This is a genomic window from Variovorax sp. Varisp41, from assembly GCF_047325085.1.
Taxonomy (GTDB): domain Bacteria; phylum Pseudomonadota; class Gammaproteobacteria; order Burkholderiales; family Burkholderiaceae_C; genus Variovorax.
This window is the reverse complement of sequence record NZ_CP168540.1, coordinates 2538053-2555463: the sequence shown is the minus strand read 5'-3', so window position 1 is coordinate 2555463 and position 17411 is coordinate 2538053. Positions and strand designations below refer to the sequence as shown.

Below are 17411 nucleotides of genomic sequence, written 5' to 3'. Positions count from 1 at the left end.
CGACCGTCATCATCGTCAGGAGACCAGAACATGCATTTCCACCCCTCCCGCTTCTTCGCGCGCGCACTGCTGCCGATGCTGCTGGCCGGCGCCGCCGCCACGGCCGCCGCCGCGCCCGACGCGCGCATCGCCGAACTCGCCGCCGCGCAGAAGCAGCCGCTGCTCGATTCGCTCTCGCAACTGGTGGCCATCGAGTCCGGCAGCCGCGACCTCGAGGGCCTGGAAAAGATCTCCGACCTGATCGCGTCGAAGCTCAAGGCGCTCGGCGGCGAGGTCGAGCTGATCGACCCGAGCGCCGAGGCCTACCGCATGGAGGACACGCCCGAGAAGATCGGCCGCGTGGTGCGTGCCACCTTCAAGGGCACGGGCACGAAGAAGATCATGCTGATCGCCCACATGGACACGGTCTACACCATCGGCATGCTCAACAAGCAGCCGTTCCGCGTCGAGGGCGACAAGGCCTACGGCCTGGGCATTGCCGACGACAAGCAGGGCGTGGCCGTCATCCTCCATGCGGTGGCGATGCTGCAGGCGCTCAAGTTCAAGGAGTACGGCACGCTCACGGTGCTGATCAACGGCGACGAGGAGATCAGCTCGCCCGGCTCGCGCGCGCTGCTCACGCGCCTGGGCGGCGAACACGATGCGGTGCTCTCCTTCGAGGGCGCCTCGGTCAAGGACGACAAGCTCTCGCTGGCCACCGCCGGCATCGCCTCGGTCACGCTCAACGTGAGCGGCAAGGCCTCGCACGCGGGCTCGGCACCCGAGCTCGGCGTGAACGCGCTCTACGAGCTGTCGCACCAGATCCTGCAGATGCGCGACCTGTCCGACCCGGCCACCGGCCTCAAGATGAACTGGACCATCTCGAAGTCGGGCAGCAACCGCAACGTGATCCCGGCCTCGGCCACCGCGGGCGCCGACGTGCGCGTGCTCAAGGTCGCCGACTACGACCGCATCGAGCAGCAGGTCAACGAGCGCGTGAAGAAGCAGCTGATTCCCGAGGCCAAGGTCGAGCTCAAGTTCGAGCGCCGCCGTCCGCCGCTCGAGGCCACCGATGCCTCGCGCGCGCTCGCCAGGCATGCGCAGGCGATCTACAAGGACGAGCTCGGCCGCCCGCTGGGCGCCGACGACAAGGCCGCCGGCGGTGGCACCGACGCGGCCTTCGCCTCGCTCAAGACCAAGGCGCCGGTGATCGAGCGCTTCGGCCTGCAGGGCTTCGGCGCGCATTCGGCCGATGCCGAGTACGTGCTGATCGATTCCATCGAGCCGCGGCTGTACCTGGCCACGCGCATGGTGATGGACATCGCGCGCGGCAAGACCAGCGTGCGCTGATCCCGCCATGCGGCTGCGCCACATCGAGGTCTTCAACGCCATCATGCTCACGGGCAGCGTGAGCGCGGCGGCACGGCTCATCAACATCACGCAGCCGGCCGTGAGCCGCACGCTGCAGCATGCCGAGCTGCAGCTGGGCTTCCCGCTGTTCCAGCGCGCCAAGGGGCGGCTCACGCCGACCACCGAGGCGCTCACGCTGTACCCGCACATCGAGCGGCTGTTCGCGCAGCTCGACGAGGTGCAGCGGCTCGCGGCCAACCTGCGCGCGGGCGCCGACACCGGCGAGCTGCGCATCCTCAGCGTGCTGGCGCTGAGCTACGAGATCCTGCCGCGCGCGCTCAAGGCCTTCCGCGAGAAGCATCCGGGCTACGCGATCAGCGTGGAGTCGCTGCATTCGCCGCAGATCATGTCGGCGCTGCTGCTGCAGGAGGCCGACGTCGGCTTCGCGTTCAGCCCGGCCGTGCATCCCTCGCTCACGCAGGACACGGTGGCCGACAGCCGCATGGTCTGCATCGCGCCCAAGGGCATGCTGCCGCGCATGCTGGTGCGCAACGGCTCGGTGGCGCTGCACGACCTGGCCGAGCGGCCGGTGATCGGCCTCGACAGCCGCGACCCCGTGGGCACCAGCCTGAGCCAGGCCTGCCGCCAGGCCGGCGTGGGCTTCCAGCAGGCGGTGGTCACGGTGCAGACCTACCACGCGGCGCTGGCGATGGCGCACCACGGCCTGGGCGTGGCGCTGGTCGACGGTTGCACCGCGCGCTCGGCCGACAGGGCCAAGGTCGACGTGCTCATGCTCGAGCCGCACATCCCGGTGCCGATCCGCGCGCTGCGCTTCACGGGCCGGCCCGATTCGGTGGCGGTGCGTGGCATCACGCGCTGCATGCAGCAGGCGATCGTGGAGGCGGGGGTTTAGCGGAATCGGGAGCGGACAACCGAACGCAGAGGGCGCGAAGGTTTCGCAGAAGTCGCAGAAGGAACAGCCGGAAAAATGGATGTTCTTCTGCGACTTCTGCGCTTCTTGGTTTGCCTTCTGCGTTCGGCTATCCGATCCCGTGTTCGAGTGCGGCAGCGATGCGTCCCGCCGACCCGAAGGCCAGCGTGAAGCCCAGCGCGCCGTGGCCGGTGTTGAACAGCATGTTCGAGGGCGCGCCCTCGAGCCGGCCGACGATCGGCAGGCCCGTGGGCGTGGCCGGGCGCATGCCGGTCCAGGGATGCAGCTCGGCCAGCCGGCTCGCGCGCGGGAACACGGCGCGCGTGGCCTCGGCCAGGGTGTCGATGCGCGTCGCGGGAATGCTCGCGTCGTGCCCCACGAGTTCGGCCATGCCCGCCACGCGCAGGCGCGAGCCGATGCGCGCGAACACCACCTTGCGCGCGCTGTCGGTCACGTTCACCGTGGGCGCGGCGCCGGGCGCGGGGTCGACGTCGAGCGTGATGCTGTAGCCCTTGAGCGGATAGACCGGCAGGTAGGCGCCGAGCGAGCGCCCGAGCTTGTGCGAGGCGGTGCCCAGCGCCATCACGTAGGCATCGGCCTCGATGTCGCCCGCGGCCGTGCGCACCGCGGCGATGCGCCCGCCGGCCTGCGCGAAGCCGCGGGCCTCGGTGCCGAGCTCGAAGCGCACGCCGCGCGCGCGCAGCACCCGCATCAGCTCGGCGCAGACCTTGAGGCAGTCGGCCGCGCATTCGCTGGGCGTGTAGACCGCGCCCGCGATGCCGCGCGCGTAGTCGGCGAGCGCGGGCTCGATCGCCACGCACTCGTCGGGGCGCACGATGCGCTGTTCGCTGCCCATGGTGCGCTGCAGTTCGAGCTGCGCGCGCGCGCCGGCCAGCGACGCTTCGCTCGCATACAGCACCAGCTTGCCGGTGGCCGAGAAGTCGCAGTCGGGTGCGGCATCGGCCTGCATGGCCTCGAAGCCGGCGCGGCTCTCGGCCGCGAGCGCCAGCAGTTTTTCGGTGGTGTCGCGCGAGGTGCGCGCGTTGCAGGCCGCGAGGAAGGCCAGGCCCCAGCGCCATTGCAGCGGATCGAGCTGCGGGCGCAGCTTGAGCGGCGAAGTTGGCGAGAGCAGCAGCTTCGGCAGCTGCCGCCAGATCGCGGGATCGGCCAGCGGCTGCACGTACGAGTAGCTGAGCTGCGCGCCGTTGCCGCCGCTCGCGCCCGCGCCGGGGGCCGCGCGATCGACGACGCTGACCTGGTGGCCCTGGCGTTCGAGTTGCCAGGCGGTGGCCAGGCCCACGATGCCGGCGCCGAGCACGCACACATGCATGAGAGGCAACTTTCGGGAACGAAGAGGGAAGGGGTGAGCCTCGACTGTAGGCGTGCCGCCGCCGGCGCGGAAATGCAAAAAGAGGCGTGGCCCATAGCCAAAGGGCATGACCCCCGTCGCCGCCGTCCCCGGACTCAGTGGCCGCGCGCCGCGCACTCGGGCGCGGCCGTGTCGAGCACCTCGACCAGCCGCGCGATCAGCCGCGCGGTGTAGGGCGGGCGCGGATGCAGGCCGTCGGCCTGGATGTCGGCCGGATCGGCCGCGACCGACCCCCAGTCGGCGAACAGCGCGCCGGTTTCCGCGGCGACGCGGCGCATGGTCGCGTCGTGCGCGTCGCGCAGCGCGATCGGATGGCCGGGCGCCTGGCGCGTGAGGCCCGTCAGCACCACGCCGCGGCCCTCGGCCTGTGCGAGGCCCACCATCGTGCGCAGCGGGTATTCGATCTGCCAGCCGCGCATCGCGTCGTTGATGCCGCGCTGCAGCACCACGAAGCGCGTGGTCAGCCGCACGCGCGGGAAGGCGGTGGCACGCAGCGTGGCGGTCGAGCCGGCCACCGAGTTGTCGACCACCGCATAGGCCGGCCGCAGGCGCATCAGCAGCGCGGCGCCGCCGTCGAACATGATCGAGTCGCCCTCGAGCGTGACCGAGCAGTCGGGGCGTGGCGGCGGCATGGGCGCGGCGGCCGTGCGTCCGCCCGGCGCATCGCGGCCGCAGCCGGACAGCGCGAGCGCGCAGGCGCAGGCCAGCGCCGCGCGGCGCCAGGTGGGAAGCGAGAAGGGACTTGTCATGGCGAAGGCTCGGGAAGAATTCGGTCGGCGCGCGCGAGCGGGCCTTGCGCGCACTCGGGCGCCGCGGCATCGAGCACGGCCACCAGCCGCTCGATCAGCCGCGCGGAATAGGGCGTGCCGGGATGGATCCAGTCGGCCATGTCCTCGGGCCGGCCCTCGACCGCGCCCCAGTCGGCGAACAGCGCGCCGCGTGAACGCGCCACCTCGCGCGCGGTGGCGTCGTAGGCATCGCGGCGGCGCACCTTGCGCGCGCCGAACTGGCGCGCGAGACCGGTCACGATCGGCACGCGGCCCTCGGCCTGCACGCGCTCGACCATGCGCCGCAGCGGCGGCGCGAGGGCGGTGGCGTTCTGGGCGTCGTTGATGCCGTGCTGCAGCACCACGAAGCGCGTGCTGCGCCGCTCGGCGGCGAAGGGCCGTGCCCGCAGCGCGGCGGTGAGGGCGGGCACCGAGTTGTCGACCACCGTGTAGGCGGGCCGCAGCCGGTGCAGCAGTGCGGCCGGCGTCTCGGGCAGGCGCGGGCCGGGCACGAAGCCGCCGTACAGGATCGAGTCGCCCTCGAGCGTGACCGAGCAGCCCGCGCGCTCGGCCGGCGTGGCCGCGACCAGCGGGGGTTCGGGCATCGGCGGCGCGGCTTCGGTGTCCGCCGGCGGGCCCAGGCCGCTGCCGGCGCCGCCGCCGCAGGCCGCCAGCGTGAGCAGCCATGCGGCGCAGCCCGCCAGCGCGAGGGAACGCGGGCCTGGCCGCGGCGGGTTCGGGTCGGTCTTCGAGGTGGACATCACCCCGTTGCCGAGCGAACGCCCCGATACCGCAACGCGGCTTCAGGAAACGGGCGGGGTTTTCCCTCCCCATAACCTTTGGGTATGGCCCAGGCCGCTATTGGAATTGCCGCCTTGAGTCACTCTTTCTTACACTGGGCCTCCTGTTCAACCTCCCTCGAAGAAGGCACGCATGAAACTCTCCGCATTGATGGCCGCCGCCGCCACGGTCCTGCTCGCTGCCACCGGCGCCCAGGCCGCCGACACGCTGGCCAAGATCGCCGAGTCCGGCAAGATCACGCTGGCCTACCGCGAGTCGTCGGTACCGTTCAGCTACCTCGACGGTCCCAACAAGCCGATCGGCTTCGCGGTCGAGATGTCGAACGCCGTGGTCGAGGCGGTGAAGAAGAAGCTCAACAAGCCGAACCTGCAGGTGCAGCTGATGGCCGTGACCTCGCAGAACCGCATCCCGCTGATCACCAACGGCACGGTCGACCTCGAGTGCGGCTCGACCACCAACAACACCGCGCGCGGCAAGGACGTGTCCTTCGCGGTCAACCACTTCTACACGGGCACGCGCCTCTTGGTGAAGAAGTCCTCGAAGATCAAGGACTACGCCGACCTCGCGAAGAAGACCGTGGCCAGCACCACCGGCACCACCAACGCGCTGGTCATGCGCAAGTACAACACCGAGAAGAACCTCGACATGAACATCGTGCTCGGCAAGGACCATGCCGACGCCTTCCTGCTGGTGGAGAGCGACCGCGCCGTCGCCTTCGCGATGGACGACATCCTGCTGTTCGGCCTGATCGCCAACTCGAAGAACCCGGCCGACTACGAGGTGGTGGGCGAGTCGCTGCAGGTCGAGCCCTACGCCTGCATGCTGCCCAAGGACGACCCGGCCTTCAAGAAGCTGGTCGACGACACCTTCATCGGCATGATGAAGAGCGGCGAGTTCGAGAAGCTCTACACCAAGTGGTTCATGTCGCCGATCCCGCCGAAGAACCTGCCGCTGAACCTGCCTATGAGCCCGCAGCTCAAGGAGAACCTCAAGGAATTCAGCGACAAGCCGGCGACCTGAGCACGCCGCGATCGGACGCAAGGACATGGTCTCCACGCAGGTCGTAGGCATCCTGGGCGGCATGGGTCCGGCCGCGGGCGCCGACTTCGTGCGGCTGTTCGTGCAGGCCTGCGCGCAGCAGATGCGCGCGCGCGGCGAACCGGTGCGCGACCAGTCCTTCCCCGAGCACTGGCTCGCGCAGGTGCCGGTGCCCGACCGCACCGGCGCATTGCTGTCGAGCGCCGAGAACGGCGCGCACCAGCCGCTCGAGCCGATGCTGCAGGCGCTGGGCCGGCTGGCCGCGCTCGGCAGCCGCACGGTGGCGATCGCCTGCAACACCGCCCATGCCTGGCATGCGCGGCTGCAGGAGCGCTTTCCGCAGGTCGAGCTGCTGCACATGGCGCGCGAGACCGCGCAGCACCTCGCGGCGCAGGGCGCGGGCGAGGTGGCGCTGATGGCCACCGAGGGCACCTACCGCATCGGTCTCTACGAGCAGGCGCTGGCCGAGGCCGGCCTGGGCTGCCACGTGCCCAGCGAGGACGAGCGCCGCACCATCGCGCGCGGCATCTTCGAGGGCGTGAAGGCCGGCGACATGGCGCTGGCCGAGCGCTGCTTCTCCGAGGTTGCGCTGCGGCTGGCCGAGCGCCACGGGCCGGTCACCATCATCATGGGCTGCACCGAGGTGCCGCTGGGGCTCGCGGGCTCGCCGGCGGTGGCGGGGCTGCGGCTGGTCGATCCGGCGCAGGTGCTGGCGGCGGCGCTGGCGCGCCGGGCCTACGAGCCGCGCTGAGCGGTTCCCGCGCGGGGGCATCAACCCCGCGAACAGGGAGGACGGGCCGTTATCGCCTACATTGCGGCGTGCGTTTTTTCGCATCTGCCCCTTGTCCGACGATCCCTCACCTGGAGCCCTCCTCATGCCCCAACTCGACGACCGCCGTTCCGACCTGCAATCCGACTTCGATTCGCTGCGCCCCGGCGACAGCACCGAACAGGGCGCGACGCGGCGCACCGCGCTCAAGGCCGCCATCGGCGTGGGCTATGCCGCCGCCGTGATGCCGGTGATGGCGCAGACCGCCATCAGCACCCCGGCCGACGGCCTCAAGGCCGGCCCGATCAAGTACACGGTCAACGGCTTCGAGGTGCCGGCCTACGCCGCCGCGCCGGCCAACAAGACCGGCCTGCCGGTGATCCTGGTGGTGCAGGAGATCTTCGGCGTGCACGAATACATCGCCGACACCTGCCGCCGCTTCGCCAAGCTCGGCTACCTCGCCATCGCGCCCGAGCTCTATGCGCGCCAGGGCGATCCGCGCGGCTACACCGACATCCCCAAGCTGCAGGCCGACATCGTGAGCAAGGTGCCCGACGCGCAGGTGCTGGCCGACCTCGACGGCGCGCTGCAGTACGCCGCGGCCAACGGCGGCGACACCTCCAAGGCCGGCATCACCGGCTTCTGCTGGGGCGGCCGCATCACCTGGCTCTACGCCGCCACCGGCAAGGTCAAGGCCGGCGTCGCCTGGTACGGCCGGCTGGTCGGCCAGGCCAGCGACCTGAACCCGAAGCACCCGGTCGACATCGCCGCCAACCTGCAGGCGCCGGTGCTCGGCCTGTACGGCGGAAAAGACCAGGGCATCCCCCTTGACACCGTTGATAAGATGAAATCGGCCCTGGCAAATGGCTCTCCGGCTGCCAAGGCGTCGAGCTTCGTCGTGTATCCCGAAGCAGGCCATGCGTTCCATGCCGACTACCGTCCCAGCTACGTCAAGAGCGCGGCCGACGACGGATGGCAGCGAGCCACCGCCTGGTTCAAAGCCAACGGCGTCGCCTGAGCGATCAGCGCCCAGGACGACCCCAGAGCCAGCTTCCGCCGAAGGCCGTCCCCGCAAGGGGCGGCCTTTTTGCTTTTAATGAATGGAACTGGGCGCATCGGGCGTCCTTATTGCGTAAGCAGCTATGAACTTGATAGTGATCATCTTGGCGACCCTGGTCGCCGGCATTGGCAGCGTGTGGCTCGCGGCGCTGCTGTTGCGCGTGGGCGTGCGCAGCGGCTCGGGCGGCGTGAATCCGCAGCACCTGCTGAGCCTGGCGGCCGGCGCGCTGCTCGCCACCGCCTTCATGCACCTGTTGCCCGAGGCCTTCGAAAGCCGCATCGAGCCAGCGCTGCTGTTCGCGGTGCTGCTGTTCGGCGTGGTGTTCTTCTTCCTGCTCGACAAGGCCGAGCTGTGGCACCACGGGCACGAGCACCATCACGGCGGCGACACCGCCGGGCAGCCGGCGCAGCTCGGCCCCATCTACGACAACCACGGCCACCACGATCACGCGCACGGCCACGACCATGCGCACCACGGCCACGGCCACGGCCACGACCACGGCCCGCGCGCCGGCGGCTGGGCCGTGCTCACCGGCGACAGCGTGCACTGCTTCGGCGACGGCATCCTGATCGCCTCGGCCTTCATCGCCGACCTGCGCCTGGGCCTGGTCGCCGCCCTCGCGGTGCTCGCGCACGAGGTGCCGCACCACATCGGCGACCTCGTGGTGCTACGCCAGAGCTCGGCCAACCAGCGCGCCGCGCTCGTGAAGGTGTCGCTGGCCGGCACCATGACCATGCTCGGCGGCATCGCGGGCTGGTGGCTGGTCGACCAGCTGCATGGCTGGCTGCCGTACTTCCTCGTGCTGGCCGGCAGCAGCTTCGTCTACGTCGCGCTGGCCGACCTGATCCCGCAGCTGCAGAAGCGCCTGCCGATGCGCCAGACCCTCGGGCAGATCGCCTGGCTGATCGCGGGCATCGCGCTGGTCACGGGCGTGAGCCGGCTCGCGCACAGCGGCGAGCATGGCCACGACCACGGGCACGACCACGCCGCGCATGCGCACGAAGAAGGACACGACCACGACCACGCGCACGAAGGCGAGGCCAAGCCTGGGGCGAACAAGGACGCGGCGAAGAACTGATCGTTTGCACAGGTGCGGGCGCGGGCGATACCTCCGGTCACCCGCGCCGACTTCCGGATGACGCGAAATCGGCGCAACATAGGGGCCTGCTTCGTCCTGCCATCCGTGAGAAAACGTGAGGAAACGACCATGACCACCCGTGCCGCCGCCACCAGCGCGCGCCCCGCGCCGATCCCCGAGGAAGTCGACGAGGACCTCGATGCCGACGGCCTGCCCGAGGACGACTTCGATGCCATCGACGCGGAAGCCGCCGATTCCCTGTCCGAGGAAACCGGCATCGACCTCACCGATGCCAGCGAGCTCGATGCCGACAACGTGCCGGCCGACGAGGAATTCGATCGCGTGATGAACGCGCCCGACTGAGGGCGCCTCTCCCGGGGGCCGCTCGCTAGGCCGATGCGGGATGCAGCCAGCCCTGGTGCTTCTCCATCAAGGCGCCCACCACCTTGCGGATCTCCTCCATCGCCGCCCGCGCGATCGCCGACGTGCCGCCCTGCCTGCGCGTGACCATCCCGACCGAGCGCAGCGGCCCGTCTGAAATCGACGAGATCTTCATTCCCCGCAGGCTCACCATCGGCATCATGCCCAGATAGGGCAGCACGGCGACGCCCAGCCCTTCCTTGAGGAAGCCCGCGATCGTGCCGACCTGGTCGAGCTGCATCTTCGGCCGGAACTCCACGCCGCGCTGCAGGAAGGCGGCGCTGATGTAGCGCATCGCGGTGCTGGCGTCGGTCATGCTGATGACCGGCAGCCGCAGCAGTTCGTCGAGCATGACCTCGTCGGCGATGCGCTTGCGCCAGGCGCCGCACGACAGCAGCACGAACTGGTCGCGCAGCAGTTCCTCGTATTGCAGCTCCGGGTGCGAGGGCATGACGGACGCCAGCGCGAAATCCACCTGGTAGTTCAGCAGCCGCTGGATGCTCGCGCTGTTGGAGCAGTCGTGGATGGCGATGCGCGGCTGCGCGAAGCGCCGCTCGAGCGCGCCGCAGGTGGCGGGAAGGATCACGCTGGCCAGCGACGGCAGCGAGGCGATGCTCAGTTGCTGCGCCTCCTGCTCGGCCGATGTGCGCATGCGTTCGAGGCCGCTGTCGAATTCCCCGATCACGCTGCGCGCCATGCTGGCCAGCCGCGTGCCGCTCGCGGTGAGATGCACGCTGCGCGTGGTGCGCTCGAACAGCACCAGGCCCAGCGCCTCCTCGAGATCGCGGATCGCCTTGCTCAGCGAGGGCTGGGTCATGAACAGCTGCTCCGCGGTCTTGCTGAAGTTCAGCGATTCGCTGAGCGCGAGGAACAGGCGCAACTGGCGCGGGGAGATATTCATTCCTTGATTCTATAAATCGATAGATAGAAAGAATTTCAAAGATAAATGGGTTCTTCCTACGATCGCCGCTCAGGCAAATCGAAGGAGACGACAAGGTGCTGGATCTGAAGGGAAAAGTCGCGCTGGTCATGGGCTGCGGCGCCGTGGCCGATGGCTGGGGCAATGGGCGCGCCACCGCGGTGCTGCTCGCGCGGCAGGGCGCGAAGGTGTTCGGCACCGACCTCGTGCTGGCCAACGCCGAGGCCACGCGTGCCCTGGTCGTGGCCGAGGGCGGCGAGGCCGAGGTTCAGGCCTGCGATGCCACCCAGTCGGCGCAGGTCGAGCAGGCGGTGGCCGCCTGCATCCAGCGCTTCGGGCGCATCGACATCCTGGTCAACAACGTCGGCGTCTCGCAGCCCGGCGGTCCCGTCGACATGGACGAAGCGGTGTGGGACGCGCAGATCCAGGTCAACCTCAAGAGCGCGTTCCTCGGCTGCAAGCACGTCATCCCGCACATGCGCGCGCAGGGCGGCGGCGCCATCGTCAGCGTGGCGTCCGTGGCCGGCCTGCGCTACATCGGCAAGCCGCAGGTCGCCTATGCCGCGGCCAAGGCGGGGCTGCTGCAGTTCACGCACACCTCGGCCGTCATCCATGCGCACGAAGGCATCCGGCTCAACTGCGTGGTGCCGGGGCTGATGCACACGCCGCTCATCGAAGGGCTGGCGGCGAAGTACGCGAAGGGCGACACGCAGGGCTTCATCGACCACCGCAACAACCAGGTGCCCATGAAGCACATGGGCACCGGCTGGGACACGGCGCACGCGGTGCTGTTCCTCGTGGCGGACGAAAGCCGCTACGTGACCGGCACCGAGATCGTCGTCGACGGCGGCCTGGTCGCGGCCACGCGCTGACGGCCCGCTGCCTTCCCACCGCTTCCCTCAAAAACAAGGAGACACACCATGCTCGAGACCGGGCGACGACTTCTGTTGGCCTGCGCATTCGCGACGGCCGCCGCCGCGCTGATGCCGGCCGCCCATGCGCAGGGCTATCCGCGCCAGCCCATCCGCCTCATCGTGCCGTTCGCACCGGGCGGAGCGGTCGACCAGACGGCACGCATCATCGGCAACACCCTGGGCGAGAAGCTGGGCCAGACGCTGGTGATCGACAACAAGCCCGGCGCCAGCGGCTCGCTGGGCGCGGGCGACCTGCATCGCGCCAAGCCCGATGGCTACACCCTCATGCTCGCGCTCGATTCGCAGGCGGTGAACCACCTCACGGTGAAGAACCTGCCCTTCGACACCTTCAAGGACTTCGACTACCTGAGCCTGCTCGTCACCACGCCGCAGGTGCTGGTCACGCGCAACGACCTGCCGGCGAAGAACTTCGACGAGCTGGTGGCGTACCTCAAGGCCAACCCCAAGAGTTCCTACGGCTCCGCGGGCACCGCCTCGGCCGGGCACGTGAACAGCGCGCAGCTCTCGCTGGCCAAGGGGCTGCGCACCGAGCACGTGCCCTACAAGGGCGCGGGCCCGCTGCTCACCGACATGCTCGGCGGCCACATCGACTACGCGTTCGCGGGCCTGTCGGTGATGCTGCCGCAGATCAAGGCCGGCAAGGTCCGGGCGCTGGCCGTGAGCTCGCCGCGGCGCTCGGCGATGCTGCCCGACGTGCCCGCGATGAACGAGCTGATCCCGGGTTTCGAATACCCCACCTGGATCGGCATCGTCGCGCCGCCGGGGATGCCGGCCGAGGTGCGCCAGAAGATCCTCAAGGCCGTGCGCGAGACGATGCACGATCCTCAGGTGGAGAAGCGCTTCGCCGAGAACGCCTACGACATCGTGAACGGCACGCCCGAGCAGTTCGCGCAGCGCGTGAAAAGAGACGCCGAAGTCATGGACGACCTGGTCAAGCGCAGGATCGTCACCAGCGACTGAACCCGATCCCCGAAGAAAGGAACACCCCATGGCCCGGATCCCCTACGCGGACAGCCAGAACCCCGCCGTCAAGCCGCTGGCGGATCGCATCGTCGCCGAGCGCGGCGAGGTGCTGCATCTCTATCGCATGCTGCTCAACAGCCCGCCCGTGGCCGAAGGCTGGCTCCACTACCTGACCGCGATCCGGCAGAAGTCCTCGCTGCCCGGCGCGCTGCGCGAGATGGTCATCATGCGCGTGGCGCAGCTCAACCACGCGCCCTACGAAGCGGACCAGCACGCGCCGATTGCGCTGAAGGAAGGCATGTCGCAGCCGCAGCTCGATGCGCTGCAGGACTGGGCGCGAAGCGACCTGTTCAGCGAGCGCGAGCGCGCGGTGCTGGCCTATGCCGACGCCATGACGCTCCACGTGCAGGTGCCCGATGCGATCTTCGCCGCGGTGTCGGCGCAGTTCGAGCCGCGGCAGCTGGTGGAACTCACGGCGACGGTCGCGGCCTACAACATGGTCTCGCGCTTCCTCGAAGCGCTGCAGATCCATTCGCACGACGCGCGTTGAGAGCTGCCCCCGGCGTCAGCTCGTCTGCCGCACGATCACCTGCCCGTTGCGCGCACCGCTGTGCGCCCCATCGCGCCAGGTCAGCGCGCCATTCACGATCACCGCCTCGATGCCTTCGGCCGCCTGTGTCGGCTCCTGGTAGTTCGCGGTGTCGCGCACGGTCTTCGCATCGAACACCACCACGTCCGCGTGGTGGCCGGGCTTGAGCGTGCCGCGCTCGTGCAGGCCGAAATTGCGTGCCGTGAGGCCGGTCATCTTCCACACGGCGGTCTCGAGCGGGAACAGGCCGACGTCGCGGCTGTAGTGGCCCAGCACGCGCGGGAAGGTGCCCCACAGCCGCGGGTGCGGCTTCTCGCCGAGCGGAATGCCGTCGGAGCCGATCATGGTCTCGTCGAAGGCGAGGATGCGCTGCACGTCGTCCTCGTCCATCATGAAATAGATCGCGCTGCCGGGCTGCAGGCGCTTCGCAGCCTCCTCGCCCGACACGCCCCAGTCGGCCGCGATGTCCTTCAGGTCGCGGCCCGCGCACTCGGGATGCGGCACGCTCGAGGCGATCAGTACGCGGCCGTCCATCATGCCGCGGTCGGTGCGGATCATGGTCGAGCCGGCCGTGTAGGGATAGCAGTCGAGGCCGATGCACTGGTGCTTCATCGCCTCCTGGATGAAGGGCAGCGTGACCTTGGTCTTGCCGTGGTTCTGCACGTTCTGCACCTTGTGGTGCGACACCACCACCGGGATGTCGAGCGCGCGGCCGATGGCGAAGGTTTCCTCGAGCGATTCCATCACGCGGTCGGCCTCGTCGCGCATGTGGGTCACATAGAGCGCCTTGCGCGCCGTGAGCGGGCGCCCCACCTCGATGATCTCCTCGGTCGTGGCCTTCACCGCGGGCGGGTAGAAGGTACCGGTCGACAGGCCGATGGCACCGGCCTGCATCGCTTCCTCGACCAGCGCCTGCATCGCCGCGATCTCGCTCGCGGTGGCTGGGCGGTCGAGGTCGGCCATGGTCACGGCGCGCAGCGTCGAGTGGCCCACCATCGCCGCCACGTTGACCGAGGAGGGCGTGGCGCGCAGCGCATCGAGGTAGGCCGCGAAGGTGGTGAAGCGGCCCTCGACCGGCGAGTCGAGCAGGCTCAGCGGCATCGGCAGGTCCATGTCCTCGCGCAGCGGCGCGGCGCTGATGCCGCAGTTGCCCGCGATCACCGTGGTCACGCCCTGCGACACCTTGAACGGCATCTGCGCCTGCGACAGCACCGCCTGGTCGTCGTGCGTGTGCGAGTCGATGAAGCCCGGCGCCACGATGCGGCCCGTGGCGTCGAGCACCTGGTCGGCCGTGTGGCCGTCGAGCTGGCCGATGGCGGCGATGCGTCCGCCCGAGATGGCCACGTCGGCCTCGAAGCGCGGCGCCTTGGTGCCGTCGATCACGGTGCCGCCGCGGATCAGCAGGTCGTGGTGGGTGGGGTTCGACATCGCGTTTTTTCCTTCGTCTGTTGTGAGTGCGTGTTCAGCGGAAATGGCAGGCCACCAGATGGCCCTCGGCCTCGCGCGGCGTGAGCACGGGCTGCTGTTCCTTGCACACCGCCTGCGCCATCGGGCAACGGGTGTGGAAGCGGCAGCCCGAGGGCGGGTTCGCGGGGCTCGGCGGATCGCCCTGCAGCAGCATCCGTTTGGCAGGCGTGCGCGGGTTGGGCACCGGCACCGCCGACAGCAGGATCTCGGTGTACGGGTGGCGCGGCGCCGAGAACAGCGTGTCGCGGTCCGCGATCTCGACGATGTGGCCCAGGTACATCACGGCCACGCGGTGGCTGATGTGGCGCACCACCGCGAGGTCGTGCGCGACGAACAGGTAGGCGATGCCGAACTCGGCCTGCAGGTCCATCAGCAGGTTCACCACCTGCGCCTGCACCGACACGTCGAGCGCCGACACCGGCTCGTCGCAGACGATCAGCTTGGGCTGCAGTGCCAGTGCGCGCGCGATGCCCAGCCGCTGGCGCTGCCCGCCCGAGAACTCGTGCGGATACTTCTTCGCCGCCTCGGGCCGCAGGCCCACGCGCGAGAACAGCCAGCGCACGCGCTCCTCGCGCGCGGCCGCGTCGGCCCCGCCGAAGTTGCGCAGCGGCTCGGCCACGATCTCGCCCGCGGTCAGGCGCGGGTTGAGCGAGGCGTAGGGGTCCTGGAAGATGATCTGCAGGTCGCGCCGGCGCTGGCGCATCTGCGAGGGCGACAGTCCCACCAGTTCCTCGCCGTCGAGCTGCACCGAGCCTGCGCTCGGCTCCACCAGCCGCAGCACCGACTTCGCGGTGGTCGTCTTGCCGCAGCCCGATTCGCCGACCAGCGCGAGCGTCTCGCCGCGCGCCACCGAGAACGACACGCCATCGACCGCCTGGATCGGGGGCCGCGCCGGCCGCAGCCAGCGCTTGGGCGAAACATAGTGCTTGCGCAGCTCGTGCACGCGCAGCAGCGGCGCGGCATTGGTTGTCGTCGTTGTTGTCGTGCTCATGCGGCCATCTCCTGTTCGACCGAAGCCGTGGCCCAGCCTTCCTGCACCGCGAAGCAGGCCACCACGTGGCCGCCGTCGGCGTCGTTCGCATCGCCCTGGCGCGTGAGCCGCGGCGTCTCGTGCCGGCAGCGTTCGCGCGCCGAGGCGCAGCGCGCCGCGAAGGCGCAGCCGCGGCCCAGCTCGTGCGCGGCCGGCACCAGCCCCGGGATTTCGGTGAGCCGCGCGCTCGCGGTGTTCATCGCGGGCATCGAGGCCATCAGCGCGCGCGTGTAGGGATGCAGCGGCCGGTCGAACAGCTCGACCACCTCGGCTTCCTCCACCTTCTTGCCCGCATACATCACGACCACGCGGTCGCAGCTCTCGGCCACTACGCCCAGGTCGTGCGTGATCATCACCACGCCCATGCCCAGCTCCTTCTGCAGCCGCTTGATGAGGTCGAGGATCTGCGCCTGGATCGTCACGTCGAGCGCCGTCGTGGGCTCGTCGGCGATCAGTACCTCGGGGTTGCAGGCCAGGGCCAGCGCGATCATCACGCGCTGGCGCATGCCGCCCGAGAGCTGGTGCGGGTACTCGTTCACGCGCCGCTCGGGCTCGGGGATCTGCACCAGCCGCAGCATCTCGACCGCGCGCTGCAGCGCCTCGGCGCGGCTGGCCTTCTGGTGCAGCTGCACCGTCTCCGCGATCTGCCGGCCCACGGTCAGCACCGGGTTCAGCGAGGTCATCGGCTCCTGGAAGATCATCGAGATGCGGTTGCCGCGGATCTGGCGCATCTCGCGCTCGCTCAGCTGCATCAGGTCGGTGCCGCGCAGCCGCACCGCGCCCGCGTGGTGGCCCGGCGGCGTGGGCACCAGCCGCAGGATCGACAGCGCGGTCACGCTCTTGCCGCAGCCCGATTCGCCGACCACGCCGAGCGTGCGGCCGGCGCGCACGGTGTAGGACACGCCATCGACCGAGCGCACCACGCCGGCCAGCGTGTGGAAGTGGGTGCGCAGCGCGTCGACCTCGAGCAGCGGCTCGCCGGTCGCGAGCGCGACGCGGGACAGGGGAGTGGTCATGGGGCGTCGTCCCTCAGAGTTGGCGCGCCAGGCGCGGATCGAGCGCATCGCGCAGCCCGTCGCCCACGAGATTGATCGCGAGCACCGTGGCCGCGAGCAAGAGGCCCGGGTACAGGATGATGTGGAAGGCCACGGCGACGAAGTTGCGCCCCTCGGCCATCATGTTGCCCCAGCTCGGCGTCTGCGCGGGCACGCCCACGCCGAGGAAGGACAGCGCCGCCTCGGTCAGCACCGCGGCGGCCGCGACGAAGGTCGACTGCACGATCAGCGGCGCCACCATGTTGGGCAGCACGTGGCGCCACAGGATGGTCGGCAGCCGCGTGCCCACCGCATGCGCGGCTTCCACGAACAGTTGCTCGCGCAAGGTGAGCGCCAGCGAGCGCACCAGCCGCACCACGCGCGGTATCTCGGGAATGGTGATGGCCACGATCACCGTCGTGAGGCTGGCGCGCGTGACCGCCATCAGCGCGATCGCCAGCAGGATGCCGGGGATCGCCATCAGCCCGTCCATCACGCGCATCACGAAGCCGTCGATGCGGCGCACGAAGCCCGCCAGCAGCCCCAGCACGATGCCGAAGACGGTGGCCAGCACGGCGACCGAGGCGCCGACGATCATCGACACCTGGCCACCCCACACCGCGCGGCTGAACACGTCGCGGCCCAGCGCGTCGGTGCCGAACCAGTGCTCGGCCGAAGGCGGCTGCATGCGCGCCAGCGGGTCGATGTCCTGCGGATCGTGGGTGGCGATCCAGGGCGCGGCGATCGACAGCGCGGCCACCGCGAGCAGCAGCAGCAGGCCGACGATCAGCGTCGGGTGCTTGCGCAGCCAGCGGAAGCGCGGCGGGACGAAGGGCGAGATGTCGGCCTCGGTGCTGGCCTGGATGGGGGGCGTGTCGCTGTCGCTCATGGGGAGTACGGTGGACATGGCGC

Annotated in this window: 18 protein-coding genes; 10 read left to right on the top strand and 8 right to left on the bottom strand. The window is 70.0% G+C overall.

What is annotated here, in order from left to right; genetic code table 11:
• Positions 1 to 30: 30 nt before the first annotated feature.
• Complete coding sequence (locus ACEN9J_RS11980) at positions 31 to 1329, top strand: M20/M25/M40 family metallo-hydrolase (RefSeq protein ID WP_057589492.1); 1299 nt, start codon at positions 31 to 33, stop codon at positions 1327 to 1329.
• 7 nt (positions 1330 to 1336) lie between these two features.
• Positions 1337 to 2242, top strand: a complete 906-nt coding sequence (locus ACEN9J_RS11975) for a LysR family transcriptional regulator (RefSeq protein ID WP_057589493.1) — start codon at positions 1337 to 1339, stop codon at positions 2240 to 2242.
• A 127-nt stretch (positions 2243 to 2369) separates the two neighbouring features.
• Here the strand turns inward: ACEN9J_RS11975 and ACEN9J_RS11970 are convergent, their stop codons facing one another.
• From ACEN9J_RS11970 to ACEN9J_RS11960, 3 genes are all read right to left on the bottom strand, one after another.
• Entirely contained in the window at positions 2370 to 3590 is a 1221-nt protein-coding gene (locus ACEN9J_RS11970; RefSeq protein WP_057589494.1) for a D-amino acid dehydrogenase, read from the bottom strand.
• Between the two features lie 134 nt (positions 3591 to 3724).
• Complete coding sequence (locus ACEN9J_RS11965) at positions 3725 to 4378, bottom strand: GDSL-type esterase/lipase family protein (protein ID WP_261208189.1); 654 nt, start codon at positions 4376 to 4378, stop codon at positions 3725 to 3727.
• Positions 4375 to 5157, bottom strand: a complete 783-nt coding sequence (locus ACEN9J_RS11960; RefSeq protein WP_413764183.1) for an SGNH/GDSL hydrolase family protein — start codon at positions 5155 to 5157, stop codon at positions 4375 to 4377. Before ACEN9J_RS11960 ends, ACEN9J_RS11965 begins: the two co-directional genes overlap by 4 nt.
• A 172-nt stretch (positions 5158 to 5329) precedes the next feature.
• Between ACEN9J_RS11960 and ACEN9J_RS11955 the strand changes: the two genes are divergently transcribed.
• From ACEN9J_RS11955 to ACEN9J_RS11935, 5 genes are all read left to right on the top strand, one after another.
• Positions 5330 to 6217: a transporter substrate-binding domain-containing protein gene (locus ACEN9J_RS11955; protein ID WP_057589497.1), complete on the top strand. Its 888-nt coding sequence runs from the start codon at positions 5330 to 5332 to the stop codon at positions 6215 to 6217.
• A gap of 25 nt (positions 6218 to 6242) precedes the next feature.
• A complete protein-coding gene (locus tag ACEN9J_RS11950) occupies positions 6243 to 6986 on the top strand; it encodes an aspartate/glutamate racemase family protein (protein ID WP_296730382.1) in 744 nt (247 codons plus the stop codon).
• A 124-nt stretch (positions 6987 to 7110) separates the two neighbouring features.
• Positions 7111 to 8022, top strand: coding sequence for a dienelactone hydrolase family protein (locus ACEN9J_RS11945; RefSeq protein WP_296781622.1), 912 nt, complete (start codon positions 7111 to 7113; stop codon positions 8020 to 8022).
• Between the two features lie 124 nt (positions 8023 to 8146).
• Complete coding sequence (locus ACEN9J_RS11940; RefSeq protein WP_413764182.1) at positions 8147 to 9142, top strand: ZIP family metal transporter; 996 nt, start codon at positions 8147 to 8149, stop codon at positions 9140 to 9142.
• 129 nt (positions 9143 to 9271) lie between these two features.
• On the top strand, positions 9272 to 9505 hold the full coding sequence (locus ACEN9J_RS11935; protein WP_172705367.1) for a hypothetical protein: 234 nt from the start codon (positions 9272 to 9274) through the stop codon (positions 9503 to 9505).
• A gap of 25 nt (positions 9506 to 9530) precedes the next feature.
• Here ACEN9J_RS11935 and ACEN9J_RS11930 read toward each other — a convergent pair whose 3' ends face one another.
• Positions 9531 to 10463: a LysR family transcriptional regulator gene (locus tag ACEN9J_RS11930; RefSeq protein ID WP_413764181.1), complete on the bottom strand. Its 933-nt coding sequence runs from the start codon at positions 10461 to 10463 to the stop codon at positions 9531 to 9533.
• Between the two features lie 95 nt (positions 10464 to 10558).
• On the opposite strand from ACEN9J_RS11930, the gene ACEN9J_RS11925 reads away from it, so the two are divergent.
• From ACEN9J_RS11925 to ACEN9J_RS11915, 3 genes are read left to right on the top strand one after another with little or no spacing between them, the layout of a single operon-like run.
• The gene (locus ACEN9J_RS11925; protein WP_413764180.1) at positions 10559 to 11353 is read left to right on the top strand and encodes an SDR family NAD(P)-dependent oxidoreductase; all 795 of its coding nucleotides are present in this window, start codon (positions 10559 to 10561) and stop codon (positions 11351 to 11353) included.
• 48 nt (positions 11354 to 11401) lie between these two features.
• Positions 11402 to 12376, top strand: coding sequence for a Bug family tripartite tricarboxylate transporter substrate binding protein (locus ACEN9J_RS11920; RefSeq protein ID WP_413764179.1), 975 nt, complete (start codon positions 11402 to 11404; stop codon positions 12374 to 12376).
• Positions 12377 to 12404: 28 nt separating this feature from the next.
• Positions 12405 to 12929 (top strand): carboxymuconolactone decarboxylase family protein, encoded by a 525-nt coding sequence (locus tag ACEN9J_RS11915; protein ID WP_413764178.1) that lies wholly within the window; start codon positions 12405 to 12407, stop codon positions 12927 to 12929.
• A gap of 15 nt (positions 12930 to 12944) precedes the next feature.
• On the opposite strand, the gene ACEN9J_RS11910 is transcribed toward ACEN9J_RS11915, so the two are convergent.
• From ACEN9J_RS11910 to ACEN9J_RS11895, 4 genes are read right to left on the bottom strand one after another with little or no spacing between them, the layout of a single operon-like run.
• Positions 12945 to 14396, bottom strand: a complete 1452-nt coding sequence (locus ACEN9J_RS11910) for an N-acyl-D-amino-acid deacylase family protein (protein WP_413764177.1) — start codon at positions 14394 to 14396, stop codon at positions 12945 to 12947.
• Between the two features lie 34 nt (positions 14397 to 14430).
• The gene (locus ACEN9J_RS11905; protein WP_413764176.1) at positions 14431 to 15426 is read right to left on the bottom strand and encodes an ABC transporter ATP-binding protein; all 996 of its coding nucleotides are present in this window, start codon (positions 15424 to 15426) and stop codon (positions 14431 to 14433) included.
• Positions 15423 to 16481, bottom strand: coding sequence for an ABC transporter ATP-binding protein (locus ACEN9J_RS11900; protein WP_413764175.1), 1059 nt, complete (start codon positions 16479 to 16481; stop codon positions 15423 to 15425). Before ACEN9J_RS11900 ends, ACEN9J_RS11905 begins: the two co-directional genes overlap by 4 nt.
• 13 nt (positions 16482 to 16494) lie before the next feature.
• Positions 16495 to 17406 (bottom strand): ABC transporter permease, encoded by a 912-nt coding sequence (locus ACEN9J_RS11895; protein WP_413764174.1) that lies wholly within the window; start codon positions 17404 to 17406, stop codon positions 16495 to 16497.
• Positions 17407 to 17411 lie beyond the last annotated feature (5 nt).